Genomic DNA, 19,302 nt, shown 5'->3' on the forward strand with positions numbered 1-19,302 from the left:
TAGGATCGCGACATCTTGTGCTTCGCCTTCGAGCGCGAAGTCCGACGGGGAGGGCCGCACATGGCTCGGGTTTGGCTGATTTGGCGTCGCGTCGTTGCGACCGCCCTGGTTCTGGTGTTGGCGTCGCTGCTGACGCCCACGCGCCAGGCCATTGCGGATCCCGCACCGAAACTGCCCGGATACTCCGCCGACCAGGATCCGCCGCCGGGCAAGACCCCGCTCACCTATACCTTTCCATCGGCCAATGGCCTCTCTGCGCTACCCGCACCGAGCCGCGCGGCTTTGATCGATATCAATACCAGGGGCAAGTACAAAGCCGGCACCGAACAACACCTCTACAAGAGCTGGCTGGTCTACCAGAACCAACGGGCCCCCGCCGTGGCGAATCCACTGAGCTGGGCGGACTATCGCGACGCTTACGTGCGCGCCTTCAACAATCGCAACACCGGCACCAGCTTCGAAACCGCGCTCGATCAAGAGCTGAAGTTGACGGAGAACGGATACATCCGCAACCGGAAGATCAAGGGCACCTCGATCAACCGCCGCCCTGACTTCCACAACGATCAAGAAATCGTCGAGATCAAGACCGGGGCCGTCGACAAGGCGCAGCTCGAAGACTTCCTACGCATCGCGCAGCAGACCGGCCGTCGCGTGGTGTACATCTTCCCGGACAAGCCGCCGCCGGCCACGCTGCAAGCGATGCTTGCCGCCGGCCAAGGCCTGGGCGCATCCGACCGGCTATTCGTCCGCTATTACCCGACGGTGGGTGTACCCGACCCGTCCGGGAAAGCCGTACTCGCCAGCGGCGGGCAGAACCCCGTGAACGGCGGTGCCGATCAAACCACGGGCGCTTCTCCGGACTCGCCGGCCCAGGCAATCGAACAAGCCTTCGTCTCCGGGCAGGTCAACGCCGACATGGACATTGAACAGGCGGCCCAGGACCCCGAGTCGGTGCCCGAGTCGGTGCCCGTCTCGGCGCCGGCCCCCGCGCCGGGCCAGCAAGCGCCCGGTTCGGCTCCGGCGCCCGCACCGGGCCAGCAGGCGCCCGCCCCGGGGCAGCAAGCTCCCGCCCCGGCACCGCAGGCGCCCGGCCCGGCACCCCAGGCCCCCGGTTCGGTTCCTGCGCCGCAAGCGCCCCGACCAGTTCCGGCTCCGCAAACGCCCAGGCAGGCGGCCGGTCCGATGCCGATCAATCCGGGAGCGGTTGTCGGTCCGATCGTCGACGCCGGAGTGCTGGCGGGCGTGACGGCCGCCAACACCGTCGCCGGCATCATCGGCGCCGCCACGGGCGGCGCTGCCACCGTTTTGGCCAACGTCACGGGTGGGCTGGTCAGCGGCATCGCCGGCGCGGTGACCGGGGGAATCGTCGGTGGCGTGGCCAGCGGGATCGGCGGCGGCGTCGCGAGCGGGCTTGGTGCCGTTACCAGCGGGATCGGTGGCGTGCTCGGCGGCGTCGACTTCTCCACGCTGCAGCTGCGCTACATCTCCGACACCGACCTGAACGGCAACGGTGTGCAGTACTCCTTCGCCGCCAATACGCAAACCGGCGCTGCACCGTCGTTCGGTGGAAATGCCAACGCCTACATGGCTTCCGATTCGTTCTTCGTCTGGCTGGCGCTGCCCACCTCGGCCTTCACGGTGAACCTCAACCCGAACGAACCCGACCGCATCATCGACGCCCAGTTCGGTCGCACCGACGCCGGGCGGATCCTGCTGGAAGCCGACTACACCATGAAGCAGGCCACGGCGAAGCTCGTCGACCCCGCCACGCCGGACGGCCGCCAATTCCTGGACGCGCTGAAAGGCTCCAAATGCTTTTCGCCGCAACGTAAGTGGATCATCCCGTTGCCGGCCAGCGTGTCCACCCAGGGAGACTCGATGTACATCCTGGACGCCCCGCTTGATGTGAAGCTCGAGATCGAGGGAATGGACTTGAAGCCGGGCATCGGCTGCCCCGCCCAGGACGCCGGAATCACCCGCCAAAACGACGATCTGTACCGGACCATGATCCTGCCGAAGATCGTCGACGAGGTGAATCACGCGCCCGAATACGCCGATCTGCGCCGCGTGTATGCGAGCCGGATCGCCGCGGAGTGGTACCGGCAACGCAGCGCCACCAAGGCCACCGCCTACTCGAAAATCGTTGACTCGGGCAACATCGACGCCTGGACGTCGAAGGAACCCTTCAGCCCACAGGAACTGTTCGACCGCTACCGCAAGTCCTTCTACGAAGGAGACGCGACCTACAGCTGGCAGACCGGTGACCGCACCACCTGGAAACTGACTATCGGCGGCGTCGACTTCACCAACATCCCGATGGTCAACATGACGCCGAAGGACTTCGCCAAAGATCACCCCAACCTACCCGCAACCGCAAGTGGTTCGCTGTTCGGCCCGCGGCTGCAGAGTTCGCCGCAACAGAGTTCCGCGCAGCAGGTCTGGCTGGGCGGCCTGACCAGTGCCCGACCCATGAGCCAGGTGTGGAAGGGCGATCCGGGCGTGCTCATTCCCATGCCGAAGTCGGTATTCGGCACGTCGCTGAGTCCGCTCATGTACGCCGCGATCGCGTTGCCGTTGGCCGCCTGGATCGGTGTCGGGGGCGCGCTGTGGTGGCGTCGTAGGCGACCGGCAGGCTTGCCGGGGAGGCGTTGACGATGTCAGACCATTCCCAGGATCCCTTCTCCGATCCCTTCGGCCCCCAACCGGTTTCGCCGTCGCCATCGTGGGGCCCGCCGGCTTCGCCCGGCCTGCCGCCGCCGCGAGCTACGCCGCGACCGCCCGCCGCGCCACCACCGCCCGCGCCGCCGCCACCGTCCATCCGGCCGTCGGCGTCGTCGGCCAAGTCGGCCGTGGGTCTGTCCCCGGCCGCCGTGTTTTTCGGGAGCTATGTGTTCGCCGGCATCGCCGCGCTGTTGTTGGCGGCGGCGATCGCCGTGCTGGTGGCGATTTCGGATTTCCGTGCACGCGGTAGTACGTCGGGGCCGGTGCTGGTCGCGACGGCCGCCGGGTTGATCGTCGTCGCCGCGTTGGTGGTGTCGCTGGGTGTGCTCGACGATCGCGGCCGCAGCCGGGCCAGGATCGTGACGTGGGTCTTCTGCGGTCTCGGATTGGCCGCTGGCGCAGCGGTTTTCGTCGTCGACCCCGGCGGGTCGGTGGCGTGGTTCGGTCAGTTGCTGCAGGTGGGCGCGGTCGCGACGATCATCATTTCGGTCGCCTCCGCGGTGTTGCTCGCGCTGCCGGAGTCCAACGCGTACTTCCGCCAGGGCGGGCCTGCGCCCGTTACCGCATCGACCTTTCCGCAATCCGCTGCCTTCCCGCCGCCCGTCCCGCATCGGCCTCCGCCGTTCGCGCAACCGCCGGCTGGCACCACACCGCCTCCGAGGACGCCCGCGAACGACGCTGACTACGACCCCTTCTCATGACGGCTAGCTGGCCGGGTCCCAGTTGGCCCAACCCCTTCGATCCGGGCGCGCCGCCCCCGCCGCCCGCCCAACCGTCCGCTCGCCCGCCGTCGGACGAGGTGAACACGCTGGCCACACTGTCGGTTGTGTTTGCGTTCCTGCTTGCCCCGGTGGGAATCGTGTTGGGCCACTTCGCCATCAAAGACATTCGCCGGCGGGGCGAGCGCGGCCGCAATCGGGCGCTGGTTGGACTGACGCTGTCGTACGCCTTCACCGTGATCGCCGTGGTTGCGCTGGCGCTGTGGGCGACGCTGGGCAACAGGCAGACGGGCCAGCCGACGGCGCACTCCGGCGCCACCACAGCCGCGGCAAAGCCGAGCGCCACCGCCGCCGCGCCGCCGGAACCGTCGGTGACCCCCGAAGGCCTACAGTCGCTGGTGCTCACCGGGGAAGACGTCGCCGGCCTGATCAAGGCGCCCGGCATGTACGTCAACAAGACCTGGACGCAAACGCACGAACTGCAGCCCGGCGACAGCTTCGATCCCCCGGAATGCACCGAAGCGGTGTTCAACGGCTTGACGGCGTCCTATCGCGACAGCGGTTACCGCGCCATCTACGGCGTCGACCTGGGGCAGCACACCAACGGTTTTCCGCACGGGGTTTCGGAGTTCGTCGCGACGTTCGACAATGCCGCGGCCGCAAAGGGTTTCGTCGCCGGCGCCATCAACCACATCAACGGTTGCGCCGGCAGGCAGTTGACCTACTCGCACGGCGGCATCTCCGGCATCTACAGCGTCGGGACGCCGGTGCAGACCGGCCCGGTGACGTCGGTGCGCAGCACCCTGGGGACCGTGCAGGACAACGGGCGGACCACCGACGTCGTCGGCCAGCACACCAGCGCGCTGCGGGCCCTGGCGGCCAAGGCCAACGTCGTGGTCGACGTCGACGTCATCGGACGTGATCTCGGCGACGACGCCACCACCCTCGTGCAGGGCATCCTGGGCCGTATCCCGAGTTGAGCAGGCTGCCAACAGGATTGGCGGGCTACAGGACCCGAACGTCTGCCGGTGACCAGAACGCGCGCATCGACGTGATCTTGGCGTCCCCGTCGAACGACATCGTCGAAATGGGCGAGATCCGGGTGCGGCTGTCACCGGCGTCGAGCGTCAGATGCCAGAAGAAGGCGGCCTCGCTGCCGCCGATCCGTATTTCGGCGAGTTCGGTGTCCTTCTTCGCGTCCTGAAACCCCGTGTAGAAGGCGCGGATGGCATCATGCCCGCGGCGGATGTCGGAGCCGATCGGGTCCTCGATGGTGGCGTCGTCGGCGTAGAGCGCCACGATGTCGTCGGCGGTGCCCGTGGCGACCAGTGCGAGGTAGCGATTGACGGTCTCGGTGATGGCTTCTGGCGACGGCATAACTTCGGACGCTACTCCTCGCCGTCGCCGCGGTATGAGTTGCGGTATTCCCGGCAATACTGGCGGGCGTGACTTTCATCGAATGCCTGGCGAGCCGGGAGATCTACCGGAACCCGTGGATGGTGCTGCGTGAGGACGACATCCGGCGCCCGGACGGCAGCGAGGGCATCTACAGCGTCGTCGACAAGCCGGCCTATGCGCTCGTGCTGCCTTACGACGGGCATCGCCTCCGGCTGGTCGAGCAGTTTCGCTATCCCCTCGGCGAGCGGCGTTGGGAATTCCCCCAAGGCACCGCTCCCGAATTGGCCGACGCCGAACCGGCCGATCTCGCCGAGCGCGAGCTGCGGGAGGAAACCGGCCTGCGCGCAACGTCGTTCGAGGCACTCGGCCAGCTCGACGTCGCACCGGGAATGACCAGTCAGCGGGGCTGGGTGTTTCTGGCCACCGGCATCGCCGAGGGAGAAGTCGAGCGCGAACATGAGGAGCAGGACATGCGCAGCGCGTGGTTCTCGCGCGACGAGGTCGAGCGGATGATCCGCGAAGGAGTCATCGCCGACGCGCAGTCGGTGGCCGCCTACGGGCTGTTCTTGTTGCGAGCGCGGTGAATCCGCGCGACAGCACCGCGATCGTGTCCGCGCCGAGATCGCGCCGCGTCATCGAATGCCCACCATTGACGCATGCGGCCGGCGTCTCGGGTAGGTGCGATGCTCACAGCCGTCACCACGTTGGTCGTCGGAGCATCCGGCATGTCTGCGAACGCGATGTCGCCCTCGTGGAACGGCAGATACTCGTTGGTGAGGTACGCGGCCAGTAAATCCGGCACCAGCGTCGCGGCGAAACAAGCCGAGCCGACCTTCAGCGCCGACTACGTCTTCACCACCGCGTGCTCGTCGGGCAGATGCGTGGCCACCGCTACCAACGGCCCCGCACCGAAGAACCCGACGTTGCCCCAGCCTTCGCACTACGCGTGGGACGGCGCCAAATGGGTCGAGCGCTTTGACTTCCAATGGGATTGCTATATGGGCGAGGGTGTTCCGAAGGTGTGGGCACCGGCGCGGTCGTGGGCCTTCTACGCACCGCAGGCCGACGGATCGCTGCGTGGCACGTGGCACACCGACATCAGCGGCGGGCCCTGCGGTGGGTCCGTCGAAATGCCGGTGGCGGCGTTCGCCGCCGGACCGGCATGACGGAGACGCCGTCGCGACGACGCCTCAGGGATTGATCAGGGGCAGTAGTTCGATTCCGCGGCGCTCACGATGGCCGTGGCGTCCCCGTAGTTGAAGGAACTGTTCAACCCGGAATGAACGTCGGTGGCCAGCTCGTCCGGGGTCTTGCCCGCGGCGCGATCCGAGCAGATGGCGTGGCCCAGCGAGATCAGCGTGCCTTCGCCGCCCGGCTGCCACACCACGCCGATCTTCTTCAGTTGACCCAGGTATCCGTCATCGTCGGCGGCGGCGACCCCGCTACCTACCGTTAACGCGGCAGCAACGACCGCCGGAATACACAACATGCGCAACCCGCAAACAGCCTTCACGCTCGGCTCCTTCTCCTCAGTGAGGGTGATAACGGCCTCATTATGCGGTGTGCGGTGCGGAGTTGCGCGACGAACAGCAAAAGCTGGCAAACCGGCACTGAGCAACTGTGTCCTGTGTCAGCAATCAAGGGTGACTTCCGTGGCAACGGGCCAACCCCGCTGCCGGGTAACGATTGAGCGGATCAGTCCGTCGGGCCCGAGGTCATGGAGGCGATGTAATAGGTTTCGTGCCCGGTCGGATAGCCGCCGCCGCCGGTCGCGATATGGACGTGGTCATAGTGGTCGGCGGTCTCCGATCCCAGGTCGGCCATCCAGTTGCCGCCGCCGACGCCCGGGTAGATCTTCTGGCGCCAGATCACGTGGTTGATGCCCCATCGTTTCGCGTTCGCCAGGGCGTAGCCGGCGATCTGGTTGCCGAGCTCGATGCCTTCGGGGGAGTGGTAGTTCGGGATCATCACGTCGATGGCCAGCCCGTTGGGATGCCACGGCAACGGGTCCTCGCGGTATCCGTAGATGGTCTTGATCTGGGGGAAGAGGACGGTGATGACGCGGGCGGCCCAGATGGTCTTGACCTGCAACCGTTCTTCGGATCCCACGCTGTGCGGCAGGGCGAGCTGGAATTGCTGGCCGGCGGACGGGGCGGGCGGTGCCAGAGCCGTCAGCGATTCGATCTCGGCCGGACTGGCGGGGCGCGGCCCCTTGGCGGGCGGCGCCGGGGCCGGCGCACTGGTGGTGGGGCTCGGCGCCGCCACGGGCGTCTCGACGCAGCAACGCGTCTTGGTTCCCTGCGCGTGGATCATCGCCGCGGAGACGACGAGCGACGCCGCGACCGCCAGCCAGCGCCCCCGACCCTTGGCGAACACCTTCACGCCCACGACCAGCAGCTTAATGTCGTCTGTGACTCATGGGGCGCGTTTTCACATTGCTTGTTCAGCGCGGGCGAGCGCACCAGAATGACACCATGCCCGGGCGATCATTCGATGACGCGAATGCTTTTCACCGAACGATGCGCCGCTTGGCGTCCACGACGGTGGGTGTGGCGCTTCTTCGCCCGACGGCGCACCACCTCGATCGCCTGGTCGCCAAGGCCACCGGTGGCCGGAGGAGCTTCGCCGAGGTCGCGACCGGCATCCCGGCGGTCATGCTCACCACCACGGGCGCCAAATCCGGTGAGTCGCGCACCGTCGCCGTGTACGGGATCCCGCACCCGGACGGCCTGGCCCTCATTGCGTCCAACTTCGGCGGTACCAGGCATCCGGCCTGGTATCACAATCTGAAGGCCCATCCGCAGGCGACGGTCGCGGTCGGCGGCGACACCTGGCAGGCCACCGCGCGCCTGGCCACGCCACGCGAGCGCGACGAGATCTGGGCCAAGGGCCTCGAGCTGTATCCGGGCTGGCGGAAGTACGAAGTGCGGTCCGGAAATCGGCAGATCGAGGCGTTCGTGCTGACGCGAAGCTGACTGACTCGCACCGTTTCAGCTGGTAGCAAGGGTGCCCCCGGCAGGTGAGAAGTTGGGCGACCTGTCGGAGCGTGCCCTGGCCGAACTGGGCTGCACCTACCAGGGCCGACATACCGGAACTTCGTTCGATTGAGCGAACTGATGCCGCTCGGGCGCGATGCCTGCGAAGATGCGTCTGGAAGACCAGAGCGGATCGAAAGGCTATGCGATGGCTAGGTCTGACGACGACACCTGGGATATATCTGCTAAGAGCGTCGGGTCGACGGCGTTGGGCGCTGCCGGGTCTCGCGCCAAAGAAACCGCCAGCGAACGGCCCCTAGTCCGCGATCCTTACGCACAACTGTTCGTGGAAGTGGCGGATGCTCAGGGCCTCATGTCTCCCCTCTATTCCGACGACGACGTGCTCGCGCGACTCGAAGACATCGATCCATTGCTCGTGCGGCAGTTGATGGCCCAATCGGCCTACGTCGCTTCACGCACGAAGTGGTTCGATGACTTTTTCGCAGCGGCACAAGCTGCGGGCCTTCACCAAGCGGTCATATTGGGTGCAGGGTTAGATACACGGGCATGGCGGCTGCCGTGGGCCAGTGATAGCGCCGTCTTCGAGATCGACCAACCAGAGGTCTTAAAGTTCAAGACGCAGGTGTTGCTTTCCCATAACGTTCAACCGACCTGTCGATATGTCCCGCTCGGGGTCGACTTACGTAAAGACTGGCCGAAAGCGTTGTGCGATAAGGGCTTCAACCCACAGCTGCCAACCGCGTGGACCGCCGAGGGTCTATTGGCTTATCTGCCTGCAGATGCTCAGGACCTGTTATTCGAACGCATCCAAACGTTGAGTAAACAGGGCAGTCGCATCGCCGTTGACGTAACCGGTGCGGAGTTCTTCGAACCGGAGAACCTCACCCGTTTGTCGGCGTGGTTCGGCGGTATGCGGGAATCGTTTCGTCAGGCTGGCACAGAGCTGCCCGACATGCCAGGCATGTGGTTCGACGAGGACCGCAGCGACGTTAGGGAATGGCTACAGGGGCGTGGCTGGCACGTTGACTCAATCAATGTGCACGACCTTATCGCGAGCTACGGTCGTCAAAGGCCCGAGGAGGAGAGGACCGGCATTCCGCTGTGTGACTTTATCTGCGGGGCCCTAGGCGGGGATAGGTAACGGATAGGTCGAATGGCAGCCTTACGCAAGTGCTAGCCAATTTTGCCGATCATGCATTTAGAGGGTTCGTGGCTGACGTCGACGTATGGTCAATTCTTCGGCGACACATATAACCGAATTCAGGAACCGCGTTTCTCTTGCGAACGAGCGGCCGTTGATTTCATCACACCCTCAGCTGAAATTACTCGATCTAGGTAGCTTTGTCCCCCTATGATTTTCCGTCTGCGGACGGTGATGGGAGAGACGTTTAGCTGTTCGGTGGCTTTGGTCGTTGAAATGAGTTGACCTTTGGACTCTTTGATCCCTGAAGATGGCTGATTGAATAGCCAACGCTCTAAGGGTAGATCTACCAGGACCGCCAGTGTTTTCGCGTGATTTGAATTTCCTACCACCGAATTCGGCGCTTACGGGTGGCGCATTATGGCGGTAGCCATTGGGAGAATAGCAGAGTGCGCAAAGTGCGTGAAGTGTCGCGGACACTGGGAAGGCAGGTTCCAGCACACGAATCTAGCTAGGGCAAATGGTGGCCGGATAGGCAGGTCGTACAGGACGGTCGCCGTATCAAGCTTTAAAGCACTGTCTAGCAGGTCTTTCGATTCCGCCAGTTACAGTGCCCCCGGCAGGATTCGAACCTGCGGCCTTCTGCTCCGGAGGCAGACGCTCTATCCCCTGAGCTACGGGGGCGCACCAAGTACCTGTTGCGCCATGGGGCTTTCGAACAAGCACGGACAGACTAACGCATCCAAGCGGCCGCCCCATCACCGCAATGGATTCGGGGTGGGGGCGCACCAGCCAATAGGATGGACGCTCGTGACCCCCGCTGACCTGGCTGAGCTGCTCAAGACCACCGCCGCCGCGGTGTTGGCCGAGCGCGGGCTCGATGCTGCCGCGCTGCCGCCGACGGTCACCGTGGAACGTCCCCGCAATCCCGAGCACGGCGATTACGCCAGCAACCTGGCGCTGCAGCTGGGCAAGAAGGTCGGTGCCAACCCCCGCGACCTGGCCGGATGGCTCGCTGAGGCGCTGGCCTCCGCCGCCGGCGTCGCGTCGGCCGAGGTGGCCGGACCCGGCTTCATCAACCTGCGCCTCGAGGCTTCGGCGCAGGCCGTCGTCGTCACCAACGTCATCGACGCCGGCGACCGATACGGCCACTCCGACGCGCTGGCCGGGCGCAACATCAACCTGGAATTTGTCTCGGCCAACCCCACCGGGCCGATCCACATCGGCGGGACCCGCTGGGCCGCCGTCGGCGACGCGTTGGGCCGGCTGTTGGCCACACAGGGCGCCGCGGTGGTGCGCGAATACTATTTCAACGACCATGGCGCGCAGATCGACCGGTTCGCCAGCTCGCTGATCGCCGCGGCCAAGGGCGAGCCCACCCCCGAAGACGGGTACGCGGGCGCCTACATCAACGACATCGCCGCTCAGGTGCTGCAGAAGGCGCCCGACGCGCTGAGCCTGCCCGACGGCGAGATGCGCGAGACCTTCCGCGAGATCGGCGTCGACCTGATGTTCACCCACATCAAGGAGTCGTTGCACGAGTTCGGCACCGACTTCGACGTCTACACCCACGAAGACTCGATGCATACCAAGGGCTTGGTCGACCAAGCCATCGGCAGGCTGCGCGAGACCGGCAACATCTACGAGAAGGACGGCGCAACCTGGTTGCGCACCAGCGCCTTTGGTGACGACAAGGACCGCGTCGTCATCAAGAGCGACGGCAAGCCCGCCTACATCGCCGGTGACATCGCCTACTACCTGGACAAGCGCCAGCGCGGCTTCGACCTGGCCATCTACATGCTGGGGGCCGACCACCACGGATACATCGCCCGGCTCAAGGCCGTGGCGGCGGCGTTCGGCGACGACCCGGCCGCCGTCGAGGTGCTCATCGGGCAGATGGTCAACCTGGTCCGTGACGGCCAGCCGGTCCGGATGAGCAAGCGGGCCGGAACGGTGATCACGCTGGACGACCTGGTGGAGGCGATCGGCGTCGATGCGGCGCGCTACAGCCTGATTCGCTCCTCGGTGGACACCCCGATCGACATCGACCTCGCGCTGTGGTCGTCGGCGTCGAATGAAAACCCGGTCTATTACGTGCAATACGCGCATGCCCGACTCTCGGCGCTGGCCCGCAACGCGGCCGAACTCGGCCTGGTCCCCGGCGGCGCCGGTTTTGAAGGCCACCTCGAGCTGCTCAGCCACGACAAGGAGGGGACGCTGCTGCGCACCATCGGCGAGTTCCCGCGGGTGCTCGACACGGCGGCCACCTTGCGCGAACCCCACCGGGTGTGCCGGTACCTGGAAGACCTCGCCGGCGACTACCACCGGTTCTACGACTCCTGCCGGGTCTTGCCGCAGGGCGATGAGCAACCGAGCGACCTGCACACCGCGCGCCTGGCGCTGTGCCAGGCGACCCGCCAGGTGATCGCCAACGGACTGGCGATACTGGGCGTCACGGCTCCGGAGCGAATGTGAACGTTCACCCCGCCGGCCCTCGGCACGCCGAAGAGGCCCGCCACGCCGAAAGCCCGCTGCGCCCGCAATCCCCCGAGGAGTTGCTGCTGCTGGCGCCGAACGTGTGGCCGCGCAACACAGTTCGCAATGACGATGGCGTCGCCGCCATCGCGGGCGTTACGGTGAGCGACCTGGCCCAGGAGTACGGCACCCCGCTGTTCGTCGTCGACGAGGACGACTTTCGGTCCCGCTGTCGCGAGATCGCGACCGCCTTCGGTGGCGGCAAGAACGTGCACTATGCCGCCAAGGCGTTCCTGTGCAGCGAGATCGCGCGCTGGATCGACGAAGAAGGGCTGTCGCTCGACGTGTGCACCGGCGGTGAACTGGCCGTCGCGTTGCACGCCAACTTCCCACCGGAGCGGATCACCTTTCACGGCAACAACAAATCCGTCGCCGAACTGACGGCGGCGGTCAAAGCCGGTGTCGGGCATGTCGTTTTGGACTCGATGATCGAGATCGAACGCCTCGATGCCATCGCGGCCGAGGCGGGCATCGTCCAGGACGTCTTCGTGCGTCTCACGGTCGGCGTCGAGGCGCACACTCACGAGTTCATCTCCACCGCACACGAGGACCAGAAGTTCGGCCTGTCGTTGGCCAGCGGTGTGGCCCTGGACGCCGTGGGCAAGGTATTCGAGACCCAGCACCTGCGGCTGGTGGGTCTGCACAGTCACATCGGTTCGCAGATCTTCGACGTCGCCGGCTTCGAAATCGCCGCGCACCGGGTCATCGGCCTGTTGCACGACGCCGTGGAGCGGTTCGGTGTCGACAAGACGGCGCAGATCTCCACCGTGGACCTCGGTGGCGGGCTTGGCATTTCCTACCTCGCCGCCGACGATCCGCCGCCGATGGGTGAGCTGGCCGCCAAGCTGAGCGCGATTGTGCGCAACGAGTCGGCGGCCGTCGGACTGCCGACCCCGCGGCTGGTGGTCGAGCCCGGGCGCGCGATCGCTGGGCCGGGCACCATCACGCTCTACGAGGTGGGCACCGTCAAGGACGTCGACATCAGCGCCACCGCACACCGGCGCTACGTCAGCGTCGACGGCGGTATGAGCGACAACATCCGCACCGCCCTGTATGACGCGCAGTACGACGCCCGGCTGGTCTCGCGGCTCAGCGATGCGCCGGCGGAGTTGGCTCGTGTCGTCGGAAAGCATTGCGAGAGCGGCGATATCGTGGTGCGCGACACCTGGGTTCCCGGCGATCTGCGGCCCGGCGACCTGCTCGGGGTGGCCGCTACCGGCGCCTACTGCTATTCATTGTCGAGCCGTTACAACATGATCTGCCGCCCCGCCGTCGTCGCGGTGCGCGACGGCCGCGCGCGTCTGATCTTGCGGCGCGAGACGGTCGACGATCTCCTAAGTCTGGAAGTGAGGTGAAACTGTGCCCCGTGACGAAAAGCCGGTCGGTGTAGCGGTACTCGGGTTGGGCAACGTCGGCAGCGAAGTTGTCCGAATCATCGAGGACAGCGCCGATGACCTCGCCGCCCGTGTCGGCGCACCCCTGGTGTTGCGCGGCATCGGAGTGCGCCGCGTCGCCGATGACCGCGGTGTCCCGGTCGAACTGCTCACCGACGACATCGAAGAGCTCGCCGCGCGCGACGACGTCGACATCGTCGTGGAACTGATGGGGCCGGTGGAACCGGCCCGCAAGGCCATCCTGTGCGCCCTCGAGCACGGTAAGTCGGTCGTCACCGCGAACAAGGCGCTGCTGGCCACCTCCACCGGCGAGCTGGCGCAGGCCGCCGAAAGCGCGCACGTTGACCTGTATTTCGAGGCGGCCGTCGCGGGCGCCATTCCGGTCATCCGCCCGCTCACACAGTCGCTGGCCGGCGACACGGTGCTGCGGGTGGCCGGCATCGTCAACGGCACCACTAACTACATCTTGTCCGCGATGGACAGCACCGGCGCCGACTACGACACGGCGCTGGCCGAAGCCAGCGCGCTGGGCTACGCCGAGGCCGACCCCACCGCCGACGTCGAGGGCTACGACGCGGCGGCCAAGGCCGCGATCCTGGCGTCCATCGCCTTCCACACCCGGGTGACCGCCGACGACGTCCACCGCGAGGGCATCACCAAGGTCACCCCGGCCGACTTCGAGTCGGCCCGGGCCCTCGGTTGCACCATCAAGCTGCTGTCCATCTGCGAGCGCATCACGACCGACGATGGCCAAGAACGGGTTTCGGCACGGGTCTATCCGGCGCTGGTGCCGCTGTCACACCCGCTGGCCACGGTCAACGGCGCGTTCAACGCGGTGGTGGTCGAGGCGAAGGCCTCCGGCCGGCTGATGTTCTACGGTCAGGGCGCTGGCGGCGCGCCCACCGCGTCCGCGGTGGCCGGTGACATGGTGATGGCCGCGCGCAACCGGGTGCTGGGCAGCCGCGGGCCGAAGGAATCCAAGTACGCCCAACTGCCCATCGCGCCAATGGGTTTCATCTCCACGCGCTACTACGTCAGCATGAACGTCGCCGACAAGCCCGGCGTGCTGTCCTCGGTCGCGGCCGAATTCGCCAAGCGCGAGGTGAGCATCGCCGAAGTTCGTCAGGAAGGCGTCGCGGACGAGGACGGACGACGGGTGGGCGCCCGCATCGTGGTGGTCACCCACAGCGCCACCGATGCCGCGCTGTCCGAAACCGTGGAGGCGCTGGCCGATTTGGATGTCGTGCAGAGCGTGACCAGCGTGCTGCGACTGGAAGGGACCACCCTATGAGCGCCCCGCGCACCGCCGTCCACAAACCGTGGCCGGGTCTCATCGAGGCCTACCGGGACCGGTTGCCCGTGGGCGACGACTGGACCCCGGTCACCCTGCTCGAGGGTGGCACCCCCCTGATCGCGGCGCGTCGGCTCTCGGAAAAGACCGGCTGCAGCGTGCATCTTAAGGTCGAAGGCCTCAATCCCACCGGCTCGTTCAAAGACCGGGGCATGACGATGGCGGTCACCGATGCGCTGGCGCGCGGTCAGCAGGCGGTGCTGTGCGCGTCCACCGGAAACACCTCGGCGTCGGCGGCGGCCTACGCGGCGCGCGCCGGCATCACCTGCGCGGTGCTGATACCGCAGGGCAAGATCGCGATGGGCAAGCTCGCGCAGGCGGTCATGCACGGCGCCAAGATCATCCAGATCGACGGTAACTTCGACGATTGTCTGGAGTTGGCCCGCAAGATGGCCGCCGACTTCCCGACCATCGCGTTGGTCAACTCGGTCAACCCGGTGCGCATCGAGGGCCAGAAGACGGCGGCGTTCGAGATCGTCGACGCGCTGGGAACCGCGCCCGACGTGCACGCCCTGCCGGTCGGCAACGCGGGCAACATCACCGCGTACTGGAAGGGATACACCGAGTATCACCACGAAGGGCTGATCGAGAGGTTGCCGCGCATGCTGGGCACCCAGGCGGCCGGTGCGGCCCCGCTGGTGCACGGCGCGCCGGTCAAGAACCCGGAGACCATCGCGACCGCCATCCGCATCGGCGCGCCCGCGTCGTGGACGGCGGCCGTTGACGCGCAGCAGCAATCGAATGGCCGGTTCCTGGCCGCGACCGACGAGGAGATCCTGGCCGCCTATCACCTGGTGGCCGAGTCCGAAGGCGTGTTCGTCGAACCGGCCTCGGCGGCCAGCATCGGCGGACTGCTCAAGGCCGTCGACGACGGTTGGGTGGCTCGCGGGTCGACGGTCGTGTGCACGGTGACCGGCAACGGCCTCAAGGACCCCGACACCGCGCTGCGCGACATGCCGACCGTGACCCCGCTGCCGGTCGACCCGGGCTTGGTGGTCGAAAAGCTGGGGCTGACCTGACAAATGTGCGCGCTCGCAACGAAGGGCTGTTGATGACCCCGATGCTGCCCGCGGGGCTGGTGGCCAGCGCGGTGGTGTCGGCGTCGAGCGCCAACCTCGGTCCCGGCTTCGACAGCATCGGCCTGGCGTTGAGCCTCTATGACGAAATCACCGTCGAAACAACCGATTCCGGCTTGGTGGTGTTGGTCGAGGGCGAGGGGGCGGGTCAGCTGCCGGTAGGTCCGGAGCACCTGGTGGTGCGTGCCGTGGAATGTGGGCTGCGGGCCGTCGGGGTCCGCGCACCGGGCCTTCTGGTGCGTTGCCGCAACGCCATCCCGCATTCGCGCGGCCTCGGCTCGTCCGCGGCCGCGGTGGTTGGCGGGCTGGCGGCCGCTAATGGCCTTGTCGCACAGGCGGATTCAAATCCCCTCAGCGAGACCCAGCTGATCCAGCTGTCCTCGGAGTTCGAGGGTCATCCCGACAACGCGGCGGCCGCCGTCCTGGGCGGTGCGGTCGTGTCGTGGGTGGACCGCGGTGGTGATCGCCCCGCGTACGCGGCGGTGCCGCTGCGACTGCACCCCGATATCCACCTGTACTCCGCGATTCCCGAGGAACGCTCGCTCACCGCCGAGACCCGCGTGCTGCTGCCCGCGCAGGTCAGCCACGAGGACGCCCGCTTCAACGTCAGTCGCGCGGCGTTGCTGGTGGTGGCGCTGACCGAGCGCCCCGACCTGCTCATGGCGGCGACCGAGGACGTGTTGCACCAGCCGCAGCGCGCACCGGCCATGCCGGCCTCGGCGGAATATTTGCGGCTGCTGCGGCGTCATAACGTTGCGACGACGCTCTCCGGGGCCGGACCATCGCTGATTGCGCTGACCACGGCGTCGGAGCTCCCCTCCGAAGTGGTGGAGTACGGGGCGACACACGGATTTGCCATCACCAAAATGACGGCTGGCGAACCTGTTCGCTGGAGCCCGGGGGTCACCGTCGTCGGTTGATCCACAGCGTGGCCGGAGGGTTTGCTTGCTTCCGACAGGGATGGGGGCTATCCTCGGAGCCGTCCAGCAATCGCAGCATCTGCATCTGCATCCATACTGCCTTGCCGCTAGGACAACACCAATTCTTCTTGTGGACGAGGTTCGCCGTTTACTCCGCCGATCCAGGCGATCACCGTTGCAGAGTCGATGATTGGGCGCACTCGGCAATTGCCTGAATGCAACGAACCCCCCGTATGACCTGATCAGCGGGGGAAGAAAGGAAATCCGTGACTGATACGGACCTGTTCACGGCTGGCGAAAACACTGACGCCAATCAACTGTCGAACGCCGTGACTGACACTCCAGACGCGAAACCCGCCGTCTCGGGAGGTGCACTGTCCACGATGGTGCTGCCCGAGCTGCGCGCGCTGGCCAATCAAGTTGGCGTCAAAGGGACGTCGGGCATGCGTAAGAACGAACTGATCGCCGCGATCAAAGAAGTCCGGGGACAGGCCAATGGCGTTCCGGCCAATGGCACCAAGACCGCTGAGGACAGCGGCAAGTCGGACATCAACGACAACGCCAAGAACGGCACCGACAGCGCAGAAGCGCCGGCCGCCAAGGGCGACCAGAACGGCGCCAGCACCGAGACGCCCCGCCGCGAACGACGCGGCGCCTCCCGCGAGGCCGGTTCGGCCGGCCGCGGCAACGACGAGGCCGACCGCGAGGGCTCGGGCGGCCGTGACGGCGCAGCCACCGGTGAGGCCGAGCGGCGCCAGAAGCCCAAAAACGACAACCAGAACGACGACCGCGGCCAGGACGGCGGCGGCAACGACCAGGATCAGAACTCGGGCGGCCAGCAGGGCCGCGGCGGCTCCAACCAACAGGACGACGACGGCGAGGGCCGTCAGGGCCGGCGGGGACGCCGCTTCCGCGACCGCCGCCGCCGGGGCGAGCGATCCGGCGAGGGTGGCGACACCGAACTGCGCGAGGACGACGTCGTCCAGCCGGTAGCCGGCATCCTTGACGTTCTCGACAATTACGCCTTCGTGCGCACCTCCGGCTACCTGGCCGGCCCGCACGACGTCTACGTGTCGATGAACATGGTGCGCAAGAACGGCCTCCGTCGCGGTGACGCCGTCACCGGCGCGGTCCGCGTGCCCAAGGAAGGCGAACAGCCCAACCAGCGGCAGAAGTTCAACCCGTTGGTGCGCCTGGACAGCGTCAACGGCGGCTCGGTCGAGGACGCCAAGAAGCGTCCCGACTTCTCCAAGCTGACGCCGTTGTACCCCAACCAGCGCCTGCGTCTGGAGACCACCAGCGACCGGCTGACCACCCGGGTCATCGACCTGATCATGCCGATCGGCAAGGGCCAGCGCGCGCTGATCGTGTCGCCGCCCAAGGCCGGTAAGACCACGATCCTGCAGGACATCGCGAACGCGATCACCAAGAACAACCCGGAATGCCACCTCATGGTCGTGCTCGTCGACGAGCGTCCCGAGGAGGTCACCGACATGACCCGCTCGGTCAAGGGTGAGGTCATCGCATCGACGTTCGACCGGCCGCCGTCCGACCACACCTCGGTCGCCGAGCTGGCGATCGAGCGGGCAAAGCGGCTGGTCGAGCAGGGCAAGGACGTCGTCGTGCTGCTGGACTCGATCACCCGCCTCGGGCGCGCGTACAACAACGCGTCGCCGGCGTCGGGCCGGATCCTGTCCGGTGGTGTCGACTCCACCGCGTTGTACCCGCCCAAGCGGTTCCTGGGTGCGGCCCGCAACATCGAGGAAGGCGGATCGCTGACCATCATCGCCACCGCGATGGTCGAGACGGGCTCCACCGGTGACACGGTCATCTTCGAGGAGTTCAAGGGCACCGGTAACGCCGAGCTGAAGCTGGACCGCAAGATCTCCGAGCGGCGGGTCTTCCCCGCGGTCGACGTCAACCCGTCCGGTACGCGCAAGGACGAGCTGCTGCTCTCGCCGGACGAGTTCGGCATCGTGCACAAGCTGCGCCGCGTGCTGTCGGGGCTGGACTCACACCAGGCCATCGACCTGCTGATGTCGCAGCTGCGCAAGACGAAGAACAACTACGAGTTCCTGGTCCAGGTGTCCAAGACGACCCCCGGGATGGACAACGACTAACCCGGTCCGCCGGCGGCCGCGACACATAAACCACGCACCCGACACGCCGCGTGCGATCGTCGTGGTCTATGTCTCGCGCCGGCCACCCACGGGCCGGGAATGCCAGGGGGCGTCCCCGTGTTTTGGGAGGACAGGGGTTGACCTGGCATAATCACGCTCGACACGATCGAAGAGGAATCATGAAAGCTGACATTCACCCCGCCTACGCGGAGACCACGGTGCTCTGCGGTTGTGGCAACACCTTCCAGACGCGCAGCACAAAGGACGGCGGCCGCATCGTCGTCGAGGTCTGCTCGCAGTGCCACCCCTTCTACACCGGCAAGCAGAAGATCCTGGACAGCGGTGGCCGGGTGGCCCGCTTCGAGAAGCGCTACGGCAAGCGCAACGCCGGAGCTGCTGCCGACAAATAGCTCGGATACCGACGCCCGAACTGTGCGACTCCTCGCACGGGCCGGGCGTCGGTTTGCGTTTGCGGCAACGACGGGCGAAACGGGGCAGGAGGTAAGGCAGTGACCAAACCGGTACAGACCATAGACGTGCTGCTGGCCGAGCACGCCGACCTCGAACGCCGGCTGGCCGACCCCGAATTGCACAGCAATCCCGACGAGGCGCGCAAGGCCGGACGCCGGTTCGCCCGGCTGGCCCCAATCGTGGGCACCTACCGCAAGTTGGCGGCCGCCCGCGACGACTTGGAGACGGCGCGAGAGCTGGCCGCCGACGACGCCTCCTTCGCCGCCGAGGTCACGGATCTGGAAGCCCAGGTGGCCGAGCTGGACACCCAGCTCACCGACATGCTGGCCCCGCGCGACCCGCATGACGCCGACGACATCGTCCTCGAAGTGAAATCCGGTGAGGGCGGCGAAGAGTCGGCCTTGTTCGCCGCCGACTTGGCCCGGATGTACATCCGCTACGCCGAGCGGCACGGCTGGAC

The 19,302-nt window shown here is 66.7% G+C and carries 18 protein-coding genes and 1 tRNA gene; 15 read left to right on the forward strand and 4 right to left on the reverse strand.

The features are described 5' to 3' along the window. Positions 1-60 precede the first annotated feature (60 nt). Genes A5624_RS26870 through A5624_RS26880 form a run of 3 tightly spaced genes read left to right on the forward strand, consistent with a single transcriptional unit; the run spans position 61 to position 4,420 of the window. Positions 61-2,652, forward strand: coding sequence for a hypothetical protein (locus A5624_RS26870; protein ID WP_066873585.1), 2,592 nt, complete (start codon positions 61-63; stop codon positions 2,650-2,652). Positions 2,653-2,654: 2 nt separating this feature from the next. Further along, entirely contained in the window at positions 2,655-3,422 is a 768-nt protein-coding gene (locus A5624_RS26875; protein WP_197519046.1) for a hypothetical protein, read from the forward strand. Further along, positions 3,419-4,420 carry a sensor domain-containing protein gene (locus A5624_RS26880; protein WP_082990665.1) on the forward strand — a complete coding sequence of 334 codons (1,002 nt, stop codon included), beginning with the start codon at positions 3,419-3,421 and terminating at the stop codon, positions 4,418-4,420. The genes A5624_RS26875 and A5624_RS26880 overlap by 4 nt, the downstream gene beginning before the upstream one ends. Before the next feature lie 25 nt (positions 4,421-4,445). Here A5624_RS26880 and A5624_RS26885 read toward each other — a convergent pair whose 3' ends face one another. Continuing rightward, positions 4,446-4,817 carry a nuclear transport factor 2 family protein gene (locus A5624_RS26885; protein WP_066873594.1) on the reverse strand — a complete coding sequence of 124 codons (372 nt, stop codon included), beginning with the start codon at positions 4,815-4,817 and terminating at the stop codon, positions 4,446-4,448. A 68-nt stretch (positions 4,818-4,885) separates the two neighbouring features. On the opposite strand from A5624_RS26885, the gene A5624_RS26890 reads away from it, so the two are divergent. Together A5624_RS26890 and A5624_RS26895 are read left to right on the forward strand one after the other, a co-directional pair. After that, positions 4,886-5,422 carry an NUDIX hydrolase gene (locus tag A5624_RS26890; RefSeq protein ID WP_066873597.1) on the forward strand — a complete coding sequence of 179 codons (537 nt, stop codon included), beginning with the start codon at positions 4,886-4,888 and terminating at the stop codon, positions 5,420-5,422. Between the two features lie 141 nt (positions 5,423-5,563). Further along, a complete protein-coding gene (locus A5624_RS26895) occupies positions 5,564-6,004 on the forward strand; it encodes a hypothetical protein (protein ID WP_232002343.1) in 441 nt (146 codons plus the stop codon). 35 nt (positions 6,005-6,039) lie between these two features. On the opposite strand, the gene A5624_RS26900 is transcribed toward A5624_RS26895, so the two are convergent. Further along, positions 6,040-6,327, reverse strand: a complete 288-nt coding sequence (locus tag A5624_RS26900) for a DUF732 domain-containing protein (RefSeq protein ID WP_066873600.1) — start codon at positions 6,325-6,327, stop codon at positions 6,040-6,042. Between the two features lie 206 nt (positions 6,328-6,533). Next, positions 6,534-7,226, reverse strand: coding sequence for a glycoside hydrolase (locus A5624_RS26905; protein WP_066873603.1), 693 nt, complete (start codon positions 7,224-7,226; stop codon positions 6,534-6,536). Between the two features lie 86 nt (positions 7,227-7,312). Here A5624_RS26905 and A5624_RS26910 point away from each other — a divergent pair, with 86 nt between their 5' ends. Together A5624_RS26910 and A5624_RS26915 are read left to right on the forward strand one after the other, a co-directional pair. Next, the gene (locus A5624_RS26910) at positions 7,313-7,813 is read left to right on the forward strand and encodes a nitroreductase family deazaflavin-dependent oxidoreductase (protein ID WP_066873606.1); all 501 of its coding nucleotides are present in this window, start codon (positions 7,313-7,315) and stop codon (positions 7,811-7,813) included. A 169-nt stretch (positions 7,814-7,982) separates the two neighbouring features. After that, positions 7,983-8,975, forward strand: a complete 993-nt coding sequence (locus A5624_RS26915; RefSeq protein ID WP_232002344.1) for an SAM-dependent methyltransferase — start codon at positions 7,983-7,985, stop codon at positions 8,973-8,975. 611 nt (positions 8,976-9,586) lie between these two features. Here A5624_RS26915 and A5624_RS26920 read toward each other — a convergent pair. Beyond that, positions 9,587-9,659, reverse strand: a tRNA-Arg gene (locus tag A5624_RS26920). Between the two features lie 126 nt (positions 9,660-9,785). Between A5624_RS26920 and argS the strand changes: the two genes are divergently transcribed. The 8 genes from argS to A5624_RS26960 form a co-directional block, all read left to right on the forward strand. Beyond that, positions 9,786-11,450: an arginine--tRNA ligase gene (argS, locus tag A5624_RS26925; protein WP_066873609.1), complete on the forward strand. Its 1,665-nt coding sequence runs from the start codon at positions 9,786-9,788 to the stop codon at positions 11,448-11,450. 56 nt (positions 11,451-11,506) lie between these two features. Then, positions 11,507-12,865, forward strand: a complete 1,359-nt coding sequence (gene lysA / locus A5624_RS26930) for a diaminopimelate decarboxylase (protein ID WP_197519048.1) — start codon at positions 11,507-11,509, stop codon at positions 12,863-12,865. Between the two features lie 4 nt (positions 12,866-12,869). Then, positions 12,870-14,195 carry a homoserine dehydrogenase gene (locus A5624_RS26935; RefSeq protein ID WP_066873615.1) on the forward strand — a complete coding sequence of 442 codons (1,326 nt, stop codon included), beginning with the start codon at positions 12,870-12,872 and terminating at the stop codon, positions 14,193-14,195. Then, positions 14,192-15,274 carry a threonine synthase gene (thrC, locus tag A5624_RS26940; RefSeq protein WP_066873618.1) on the forward strand — a complete coding sequence of 361 codons (1,083 nt, stop codon included), beginning with the start codon at positions 14,192-14,194 and terminating at the stop codon, positions 15,272-15,274. The genes A5624_RS26935 and thrC overlap by 4 nt, the downstream gene beginning before the upstream one ends. Before the next feature lie 41 nt (positions 15,275-15,315). After that, a complete protein-coding gene (gene thrB, locus A5624_RS26945) occupies positions 15,316-16,251 on the forward strand; it encodes a homoserine kinase (protein WP_066873644.1) in 936 nt (311 codons plus the stop codon). A gap of 266 nt (positions 16,252-16,517) precedes the next feature. After that, the gene (gene rho, locus A5624_RS26950; RefSeq protein WP_066873621.1) at positions 16,518-18,371 is read left to right on the forward strand and encodes a transcription termination factor Rho; all 1,854 of its coding nucleotides are present in this window, start codon (positions 16,518-16,520) and stop codon (positions 18,369-18,371) included. Positions 18,372-18,550: 179 nt separating this feature from the next. Then, positions 18,551-18,781 (forward strand): 50S ribosomal protein L31, encoded by a 231-nt coding sequence (gene rpmE, locus A5624_RS26955; protein WP_066873624.1) that lies wholly within the window; start codon positions 18,551-18,553, stop codon positions 18,779-18,781. A gap of 99 nt (positions 18,782-18,880) precedes the next feature. Further along, positions 18,881-19,302, forward strand: a 422-nt coding sequence (locus tag A5624_RS26960; RefSeq protein ID WP_156749240.1) for a PCRF domain-containing protein, incomplete at its 3' end; no start/stop codon positions are given.

This window comes from Mycobacterium sp. 1482292.6 (assembly GCF_001672995.1).
Classification (GTDB): Bacteria; Actinomycetota; Actinomycetes; order Mycobacteriales; family Mycobacteriaceae; genus Mycobacterium; species Mycobacterium europaeum_A.

Coding starts and splice junctions, on each gene's coding strand:
- A5624_RS26915 (WP_232002344.1), top strand. CDS start 7,983: ATGCGTCTGGAAGACCAGAGCGGATCGAAAGGCTATGCGATGGCTAGG.
- A5624_RS26880 (WP_082990665.1), top strand. CDS start 3,419: ATGACGGCTAGCTGGCCGGGTCCCAGTTGGCCCAACCCCTTCGATCCG.
- rpmE (WP_066873624.1), top strand. CDS start 18,551: ATGAAAGCTGACATTCACCCCGCCTACGCGGAGACCACGGTGCTCTGC.
- thrC (WP_066873618.1), top strand. CDS start 14,192: ATGAGCGCCCCGCGCACCGCCGTCCACAAACCGTGGCCGGGTCTCATC.
- A5624_RS26900 (WP_066873600.1), bottom strand. CDS start 6,327: ATGTTGTGTATTCCGGCGGTCGTTGCTGCCGCGTTAACGGTAGGTAGC.
- A5624_RS26910 (WP_066873606.1), top strand. CDS start 7,313: ATGCCCGGGCGATCATTCGATGACGCGAATGCTTTTCACCGAACGATG.
- thrB (WP_066873644.1), top strand. CDS start 15,316: ATGCTGCCCGCGGGGCTGGTGGCCAGCGCGGTGGTGTCGGCGTCGAGC.
- A5624_RS26895 (WP_232002343.1), top strand. CDS start 5,564: ATGTCTGCGAACGCGATGTCGCCCTCGTGGAACGGCAGATACTCGTTG.
- A5624_RS26870 (WP_066873585.1), top strand. CDS start 61: ATGGCTCGGGTTTGGCTGATTTGGCGTCGCGTCGTTGCGACCGCCCTG.
- A5624_RS26875 (WP_197519046.1), top strand. CDS start 2,655: ATGTCAGACCATTCCCAGGATCCCTTCTCCGATCCCTTCGGCCCCCAA.
- A5624_RS26885 (WP_066873594.1), bottom strand. CDS start 4,817: ATGCCGTCGCCAGAAGCCATCACCGAGACCGTCAATCGCTACCTCGCA.